Source organism: Candidatus Desulfofervidus auxilii (assembly GCA_030262725.1).
Taxonomy (GTDB): domain Bacteria; phylum Desulfobacterota; class Desulfofervidia; order Desulfofervidales; family Desulfofervidaceae; genus JAJSZS01.
The window spans coordinates 1-8,970 of record JAJSZS010000038.1 but is presented as its reverse complement, the minus strand read 5'-3'; the positions used below and the strand labels follow the sequence as shown (position 1 = coordinate 8,970).

Genomic DNA, 8,970 nt, shown 5'->3' with positions numbered 1-8,970 from the left:
AAAAAACCAAAGGAAGTAGAGATAGGAAAAGTGGTAATAACTGCCACAAGAACAGAAAGACCAGTAAAGGATGTGCCTAATAATGTAACCATTATAACTAAGGAAGAGATAGAAGCAACCTCTGCTCGTTATGTAGATGATTTACTCAGAAATGTGGTAGGTGTAGATGTAAAAAGACCGCGTGGTATTTCTAGCTCTTGCACACATATCCGCCTAAGGGGCTTCCCTCATCCCAGAGGGACTTTGCTTCTGTTAGATGGAACACCTATAAATCGGATTGCTTGCGGAGGCGGAAAACTTAACGAAATTCCTGTAGACCTTGTAGAACGAGTAGAGGTCGTAAGGGGAATAAATTCATCTCTTTATGGCACAAGTGCCATGGGTGGAGTAATTAATATTATTACCAAAAAACCAAAGAAAAAACTAAAAACTACAGTAGAAGGTTCATATGCCACATTTAATATTTGGGATAGCGGAGTGTCATTGACTGGTACATTAAAGAAAAAACTTGGATATTTACTTTATTACAATCATCTTGAAACAGATGGATATAACCCATGGTCAGATTCATTTATTGCTACAAAGCCAAAATGGGTTCAAAAGAAGTTTAGAGATGCCATTGTGGATCAGGACAGAAATGCAAACAACGCTTTTCTTAAATTACTCTATGAATTTAATCCCCTTTCCTCTCTTAGTCTTATTTATTCTTACTGGAATGATGATATCTCTAATGGACGAAAATATAATTATAGAGAATTTGAAAGAAAGAGGTTAATTCTAAGCTACAATAAAAAAGGAAATTTTAATATTTCCTCTTACCTTTATTACTTAGATGAAGATTTTGATTTTACTTATGACCGAAAGCCAAACAAAAGAATAAAAAAAGCTTTTGATACCATTGAGATGATAAGCAAGATTCCTGTGAAGGATATAGGAGGCATGATAAGTATTAGTATACCAGTGAAAAAGAAACATTTTTTCACTTTTGGGACAGAGCATCGTCTGGGTAAAATGGAAAATAAATGTGACTGGCAGATCTCTACCCGTAAAACCAGAACAGAGGGGAAACAATATCGGGGCGCTTTTTTTATTCAGGATGAAATTAATGTGGGAAAAATTGGACCAGGAAATCTTTTTGTTACTTTAAGTGCAAGATTAGATTGGTATAAAACATATGATGCTTCTTATTTTGATTCAAAAACAGGTAAAAAAGAAAAATATTCTGATAAATCAGGTATGCAGTTTAATCCAAAATTGGGATTGGTTTATCATTTAACTGATTCTACCATACTGCGGGCTTCTGTTGGACGAGCATCCAATATCCCATATTTATATTCCTTGTATGGTACATGGGAATGTCCACCAGGGAAATTTAATGAAGGAAACCCTGATCTGGATGTAGAGTATATTATTGGCTATGAAATAGGAATAGAAAAGCATTTTGGGAATCAGATGATGTTAAGGATAACCGGATTTTACAATGATATAAATAACTGGATGGATAGGGTTTATTACAAAACAGAAAAAGGAGTTAAGTATTACAGATGGGAAAATATAGATGAGGCAGAAACAAGTGGAATAGAATTAGAGCTAGAATACAAGCCTTTCCGATCCCTAATATTCTATGCTAATTATAACTATCTTCATACTGAAATAAATGAATACAAAGATAGGCCTGAATTGGAGGGAAACAGACTTATTGACCAGCCGAGACATAGGTTTAATGCTGGTTTTACTTATAGTAATCCTAATCTTTTTACTTTTAACTTGAGACTACGTTATGTGAGTGATCGCTATGATGATATAGAAAACACCCAAAAACTGGATGACTATACTACTGTTGATATCAAGATTTCCAGAAATATTACTAAATTTATTAAAGCATCTTTAGAAATACAAGATCTCTTTGATGAAAGCTGGCAGGAATCGTATCAGTGGAAGACACCAGGACGGATGATTTTTGGTGGTCTAAAGATAATGTTTTAAGGTAATGAAGGAGCAAAAATAGAGAGGAGGATAAAAGATAAAAATAATATAATTCATAGTAGGAGGTGAAAGATGATAGCTTTTCCAGTCCAAGAAAAAGGGCAAGAACCCAAAGTTAGCGATAGGTTTGGCAGGGCGAGATATTTTTATCTCACCAATGGGGAAAATGGGCAATTTTTAAAAAATCCTTATTTAAACGAGCCCGGAGGGGTAGGTATCAGGGTATCCCAGTGGTTGATTAATCAGGGGGTGGAAATGGTTGTTGTTAAAAACATTGGTCTTAATGCTCTTCGTGTTTTAAGGGAAGGGCAGGTAAAGGTTTTTAAGGCTAAGGCAGATGATGTTAAAGAAAACCTAAAGCTCTTTGCTCAAGGCTTTTTTAAGGAACCTTTACCCATACTTGATAACATCAACGAAGACCTTTTTAATTGTTCTCAAAAAGGTAGTAAAAAATGTGTGTGTTTCAATTGTGGTTATATTTTCAACGGCCAGCCGGGAGTGCCTTGTCGGCAGATGGTGTGTCCCAAATGTGGCGGCCAAGTGCGGCGTTTACCGTAACATAAAAAATAAAAAAGGAGGTATGTGATGGCAGAGATAAAGAGTTTAAAAGATTGGGTAAAGAGTGAACACAAAAGGTTTGAGGTTGTAGGAATTGAAGGAGGAAAGGATCTCAAAGAGTATCTTGAAGATTTGGGTATCAAAGAAGGCGAAGAGATCAAGTTAAAATCTACTTTTTCTCATAAGCATCGTGGTCCTTTGGCAGTGGAAATACAAGGTAAAGAAATAGTTTTGGCTCAAGGAATTGCGGACAAGGTGATTGTAAAGACAGGCAATGGGAAACATATGCGCCTTTTAGAATTGGAGGCTGGTGATGATGGAGTAATTATAGGAATTGAAGGTGGTAAGAAAATCAAAGATGAGCTTGAACAGTTGGGTCTAAAAGAAGGGGAAAATATCAAGGTTAAAGGGCATTTAGCCGAAGAGAATTACACCATTGTATCTAATGGAAATCAAATTGAGCTTTGTACAGGAGAGGCCTCCAAGTTGTTAATTAAAGTAGGAGATAGGATTTTTCAACTCTGCCAGCTTGAGGTCGGTGCTGAAGGCGAATTTGTCGACATCATTAGTGGTATCGCCTTGGAGGAAAGACTAAAAAAGGCTGGAATAGAAAAGGGGAAAAACATAAAGCTAATTTCAAGAAAATCTACCACCGGTCCAGCAAAGCACATTGGTTGCATCTTTTATTTAACAGTTTTAGGTGGTACCACTATTTCTATAGGCCACGGCATGGCAGAAAAAATAATGGTTAGCCCGTTAGACTGAACCTATGAAATTTTTAAAGAAAAGAAGAGAGAAAAATAAATTATTTGCAAGAAAATCAATATTAAAAAGGGAAAAGAGATTAAGGTGCAGAAGTTAACCAAGAAAATGGTTGAAGGGCAGGGAATAAGATTGGGAATAGCTTATAGGTTATTAGATGATTGAGTAGTTTATATTTCGAAGGAGGAGAGATAAAGGTTTGAGGAGTCTACAATGAATTTTGATATCGGTATGATATCAATTTTATCTGGTGCCTTCTTGCTGAGTATGATTTATGCAATAATGCCAGATCATTGAATACCTATAATTATGATTGGCAAAACTGAAAAACGGTCAAGAAAAAAGGTATTCTGGATTACAGTTCTTATTGCTATTCCTTATATACTCAGCATTATTTTAATCGGAATTATCATTGGGATAATTGGCTATAAACTTTCTTCCACTTATAAATTTGTAATGAGAATTGTAGCTCCTTTGATCTTGGTCAGCTTAGGACTTGTCTATGTATCTTTGGACTTTAAAAATTACAATCAACACAATCATAAAGGTTTTATTAAGACCAATAAACTTTCAAACAAGTCAAAATTTGTTATTATACTTTCTTTGGCTACTGCATTTTTCTTTTCTCTATGTGTTGCAATTGGATACCGCTTTTTTGTGACGGGAGCAAGAGGTTGGCCTGGTATTACTATGGTCTCAGCTGTTTATTTAATTGTAACTATCTTGGGTATGTTCTTGATGGTTAACATAGGTTTAAAAGGTGTAAAAAAAATAAAGTGGTCTTTTCTGGAACATCACGAAAGAGTGATTACAAGCATAGTATTAATTATTTTGAATTTATACATTATCACAATATTGATGGTTTCAACTAATGCTGGTGTATTGACTACAAAAAAGATGATTTTTTTATTTCTGAGACATCCACTAAAGTTATGGTAGAAGGAATATTAAGAGGTATGGATTATGGAAGGGAATTAAGAGATGAGAAAAAAATTTTAAGGAGGAAGGAATTGGTTTCAAAGGCACAAAAATATTTTGCTAAAGTTACAAAAGATCCTTTGCGTTTAGCTTTTGATAGAAAGATTACTGTTCATCCTTTTATAAAAGGATTACCATTAAAACCAAATGAAATTCAGAACACATGGCAGCGTTTGATGTATACCTTACCTTCATCTCTTAAACGTACAGCCTATTTTCATATTCCTTTTTGTGAAACATATTGTCTCTATTGTGGTTTTTACCGGTATGCCTATCAGGAAAAAGAAGCAGAAAAATATGTAGAATATCTTATTCAAGAATTAAAAATGGCTGCTGATATGCCTTATGTATCAGCAGCACCCATTCATGCTGTTTATTTAGGAGGTGGCACCCCCACTGCCCTTTCTGCTAAATTGCTTTTTAAATTATTATATGCCATTAAACGATATTTACCCTTGGCTAATGATTGTGAATGGACAGTAGAAGGGCGTTTTTATAATTTTAACGAAGAGAAAGTAAAAGCCTGTTTAGAGGCAGGTGTTAACCGTTTTTCTTTAGGTGTGCAAAGTTTTGATACACAGGTGCGTCAAAAAATGGGTCGGAAACTAAGGAAAGAAGAAGTTATAGAAAGACTGAAGTATTTGAAAAGCATTGACCAGGCTGTTATTGTTATTGATTTGATTTATGGCTTACCTTATCAGAGTATAGCAATTTGGGAGAAAGATATTCAAATTTGGCTTGATTTGGAATTAGATGGAGTAGATTTATATGAATTAATTGTTTATCAAGGTGGTGCATTAGAGAAAGCTGTAAATGCAAAACGTATAGCTCCTCCAGCGGATTTAGCAAAGCGAGCTGAGATGTTTGCTCTGGGGAAAAAGATTTTGGAAAAAGCCTGCTGTCGTCGTCTTTCACAAACACACTGGAGCTATGGATATCGAGAAAGAAATGCTTATAATCTTCTTGTTAAACAACCAAGTGTTTGTTTGCCTTTTGGATGCGGAGCTGCAGGGTGGATGGAAGGCTATTTCTTTTACATAACTGACGATCTCAAACATTATTATCGATCTTTAGATAAATCTCAGAAACCTTTAGCCATAGGAATACAGTATCCTTCTTATTGGTTATTGTTAAAGGAAATAGAAAGTGGAATAGAACAAAATGCTTGTCCTCTGAGTAAATTAAGTCAAAAGTATAAGATTGATCTATTAAAAATATTTTCTCCACTTTTGATTCAATGGGAAAAAGCTGGATTGATTTATTTTGAAGATGGTTGGTTGAAACTTACTCCGGCAGGTGAGTTTTGGCATGTTAATTTATGCCAATTTCTCTTTAATTGGTTTCAAGAAATAATAGAAAAGGAGGATAAAGGATGAAGACATTGTTAGTTTATGCCAGTCGTTATGGTTCAACTAAATTGATCGGAGAATGGATTGTAGAAAGATTAGGTTTTGTAGCTGAAATAAAAGATGTTAAAGAAGCACCTGCACCATCTGCGTATGAGTTAATTATTATAGGTTCTGGTGTTTATAATGAAAGGGTCTTACCAGAAATCAATACCTATATTGATAAATATTTAGATATACTGGAAGAAAAACAAGTTGTACTTTATGCAGTATGTATGGATGTTGAGGGAGTATATTTAAAAGGCAAAATTTGGGGGGGATGGGAGTATCTACTTCCATTAATAAAGAAGTTTAAAAATCCGCCACTTCATGCTGGTCTTTTACACGGGGAAATTAATCCTGCTAAATTAAGCCAGGATGATTACCAAAAATTACTTTGGTTTTACCAGAAAGTTTTAAAACAACAGATAGATAAAGTGCCTTATAAAACAATGTTAAATAAACAAGAAGCTTGGACCTTTGCTGAAAAGATTTTATGGCGGTTAAAAGGAGGAAATTTATGAAGAATAAAAAAAGACACATAATAAGTATAATTTTAATAATCCTTATAGGGATTGTTATTATCTCTATGGTAGATACTTTGCGTGTAGTAAAATATGAAAAATTAGGTCTTATTGAATATAAAAAGGGAAATTACAAGCAGGCAATAGAGTATTTTTCAAAAGCAATAGAATATAATCCAAATGATGCATCTTTATATAACAATCGAGGATTAGCTTATTATAATTTAGAAGAATATAATAAGGCAATTGCTGATTATACAAAAGCTATAGAGATAAAACCAAATTTTGCAGATGCTTATTATAATCGGGGTTTAGCGTATTTTAAAAAAGGTTCCTCTTATAATGTTGAACCGCTTAAGAAGGCAATTTCTGATTTTACTAAAGCAATAGAATTAAAACCTGATTTTGTAGATGCTTATTATAATAGAGCATTAGCTTATACTGAACAAATTCATTACCATCATAAATATAACACTATACCTCCTAAATTTCCTTCTGAAGAAATGGATTATTATAATAAAGCCCTTTTAGATTATTATAAAGTTCTTGATTTAGATCCTTCTTATATTTTAGCTTATCAAGGAATGGGGAATTTATTTTATAGACATGGAGACTGGGATTTAGCAACCAAAGCATATAATAAGGCACTTAGTCATAAAGATGAGATATTAAAAAAAGTAGGAGAAGAGGGTTTAGCTGGTGTATATACTAGTAGAGGAAGAAACTATTTAGCTGCAGGGAAACTTGAAGAGGCAATTTCTGATTTTACTAAAGCAATTGAACTTTATAAAAAAGGAGCAAATAAAGAGGTAGGACTAAATAAAAATATTACTAATGCCCTTGGTCATAGAACAGTTGCAGCTTGGGAATTAGGGAAATGGGAAGATACTATTAAATATGCTGATGAAACAATAAAAATAAAAGAAAGTAATCCTAAAAGATATGGGAAGGCTACATTTTATTATTTTACTAAAGGAAGGTGCTATTATAAGCTTGGTAAGTATGATAAAGCAATTCTTAATCTTAAAAAGGCATTAAGTGAGTCAAAATATGGGATAGATGCAGAAGCAAGATTATGGTTAGGTAAAGTATATAAAAAGAAGGGTGATATAAAAAAGGCAAAAGAAAAAATAAAGGAGGCTTTAGAATTATATAACAAAAAAATTAAAGAAGCAGATGAATATAGCATTCATAAACTATATCTTAAAAGAGGATTATGCTATTTAGAGCTTGATAAATATAATAAGGCAATCTCTGACTTTAAAGAGACAATAAAAAGAAGGGTGTTTTCAGATAGACCAGTTAATCATACAAATTATTATTTAGATGCTCATAAATATATTGGTATTGCTTACATGAAAGCAGGGAATAAAGATAAAGCAAAAAAATATTTTAAAAAGACAATAGAATTAGCAAAAGAACGTGGATTTGAAGAAGTAATAAAAGAGACTGAAAAACTTTTATCTAAATTATATAAAGGGAGGTGAAAGTTATGTGTGTTCCAGTAAGTGTTCTTACAAAAGGGAAAATTAGTGGTTGCACAGGATTATGCAGACTTTTGCCTCATATAAGTGCCTTGACAGTTCTTTTTGCTGGGTTAGTTTGGAATTTTTTGCGTGGGAAAAAGCCAAAGATATTTAAATGAATTGGCTAAATAGAGATTTAATTTTGCAAATTGAACCTACTCGTAAATGTAACTTAAATTGTAAGATATGTATGCGACAAAATTTAAATAAAAAAAATGTTCAACTATCTTTTGAGAATTTTAAAAAAGTATTGAATTTTGGTAATTTTCGGCATGTTTGTCTGCATGGATGGGGTGAGCCATTACTTAATTCTCAAATATTTCAAATGATAGAATATGCTGAGTCACAAGGAATTTCTACAGAGCTTACTACTAATGGAACTCTGCTTAAAGAAAATTTAGAAAAAATTTTTGATAGTGGTTTAAGTATTATTGTTTTTGGAATACATAATAAGAAAATTCTTTTATCTATTTTCCCACAAATTAAAGAGTTAATAGAAAAAAGAAATAAAGAAAGATTGAAAAAGCCAAAAATTTATATGGATATTGTTATATACAAAGAAAATCTTAATCAAATTTTGGATTTAATAAAAATTACCTCTCAATTAAATATAGATGCAATAGTCTTACATAGGTTATTTAAAGTTCATCCTAATGTTAACTATATTTCTGTTAAAGAGGAAAGAGAGTTATTTAAAAAAGCAAAAAAATTAGCAAAAGAATTAAAGATAAAACTATACCTACCTCCAAAACCTTCTATACCTTGTGTTGCAGTTAGATATAGTATCTTTGTTACAGTTGAAGGTAAAATTACTCCTTGCCCTTATCTTTTAGAGCTTTACCTGGGTAATGTCTTTAACCATGATGATACAAAAAATATATATTTAAAAAAGATTAATTTTATTAAAAATATGAATAAGAACCCTATATGTAACAATAAATGCCCATTAGGTTCCAGAAATGGCAAGTTTTATTGCTGAAGAATTCATTGTTGTCAGTATGAAGGATTATAAAGTTACTAACCTGGTTCACTTACTATGATTTTTTGGGCTACACCCCATCCAAGGACAAGTCTTGTATCTTTTATTGATATAATTACAGGACCTGGACCTGAATTATTAAGCACTTTTATAGTAACTCCTGGAATAATTCCTAAGCTAAAAAGTCTTGATTGTAGTCCTCTACCTGCATTTATGCCTACTACTGTTACTTCCTTATTTTTACCTACCATACTGAGTGGAATTAAGCGATT

The 8,970-nt window shown here is 32.7% G+C and carries 10 protein-coding genes; 9 read left to right on the top strand and 1 reads right to left on the bottom strand.

The window, feature by feature from the left end; genetic code table 11:
* From LWW95_11030 to LWW95_10990, 9 genes are all read left to right on the top strand, one after another.
* Positions 1-1,986 (top strand): TonB-dependent receptor (locus LWW95_11030; protein ID MDL1957556.1); only part of this gene is annotated, 1,986 nt, incomplete at its 5' end.
* Positions 1,987-2,058: 72 nt separating this feature from the next.
* Positions 2,059-2,544 carry a NifB/NifX family molybdenum-iron cluster-binding protein gene (locus tag LWW95_11025; protein MDL1957555.1) on the top strand — a complete coding sequence of 162 codons (486 nt, stop codon included), beginning with the start codon at positions 2,059-2,061 and terminating at the stop codon, positions 2,542-2,544.
* Between the two features lie 27 nt (positions 2,545-2,571).
* Positions 2,572-3,309, top strand: a complete 738-nt coding sequence (locus LWW95_11020) for a ferrous iron transport protein A (GenBank protein MDL1957554.1) — start codon at positions 2,572-2,574, stop codon at positions 3,307-3,309.
* 306 nt (positions 3,310-3,615) lie between these two features.
* Positions 3,616-4,245 carry a hypothetical protein gene (locus tag LWW95_11015; GenBank protein MDL1957553.1) on the top strand — a complete coding sequence of 210 codons (630 nt, stop codon included), beginning with the start codon at positions 3,616-3,618 and terminating at the stop codon, positions 4,243-4,245.
* Positions 4,239-5,660: a heme anaerobic degradation radical SAM methyltransferase ChuW/HutW gene (gene hutW / locus LWW95_11010; protein ID MDL1957552.1), complete on the top strand. Its 1,422-nt coding sequence runs from the start codon at positions 4,239-4,241 to the stop codon at positions 5,658-5,660. Before LWW95_11015 ends, hutW begins: the two co-directional genes overlap by 7 nt.
* Positions 5,657-6,193, top strand: a complete 537-nt coding sequence (locus LWW95_11005) for a flavodoxin domain-containing protein (protein MDL1957551.1) — start codon at positions 5,657-5,659, stop codon at positions 6,191-6,193. The genes hutW and LWW95_11005 overlap by 4 nt, the downstream gene beginning before the upstream one ends.
* Positions 6,190-7,680, top strand: a complete 1,491-nt coding sequence (locus LWW95_11000; GenBank protein MDL1957550.1) for a tetratricopeptide repeat protein — start codon at positions 6,190-6,192, stop codon at positions 7,678-7,680. The genes LWW95_11005 and LWW95_11000 overlap by 4 nt, the downstream gene beginning before the upstream one ends.
* 5 nt (positions 7,681-7,685) lie before the next feature.
* Complete coding sequence (locus LWW95_10995; protein ID MDL1957549.1) at positions 7,686-7,838, top strand: hypothetical protein; 153 nt, start codon at positions 7,686-7,688, stop codon at positions 7,836-7,838.
* Positions 7,835-8,698 (top strand): radical SAM protein, encoded by an 864-nt coding sequence (locus LWW95_10990; protein ID MDL1957548.1) that lies wholly within the window; start codon positions 7,835-7,837, stop codon positions 8,696-8,698. Before LWW95_10995 ends, LWW95_10990 begins: the two co-directional genes overlap by 4 nt.
* A gap of 38 nt (positions 8,699-8,736) precedes the next feature.
* On the opposite strand, the gene LWW95_10985 is transcribed toward LWW95_10990, so the two are convergent.
* On the bottom strand, positions 8,737-8,970 hold a 234-nt coding region (locus LWW95_10985; protein ID MDL1957547.1), incomplete at its 5' end, for a ferrous iron transport protein A.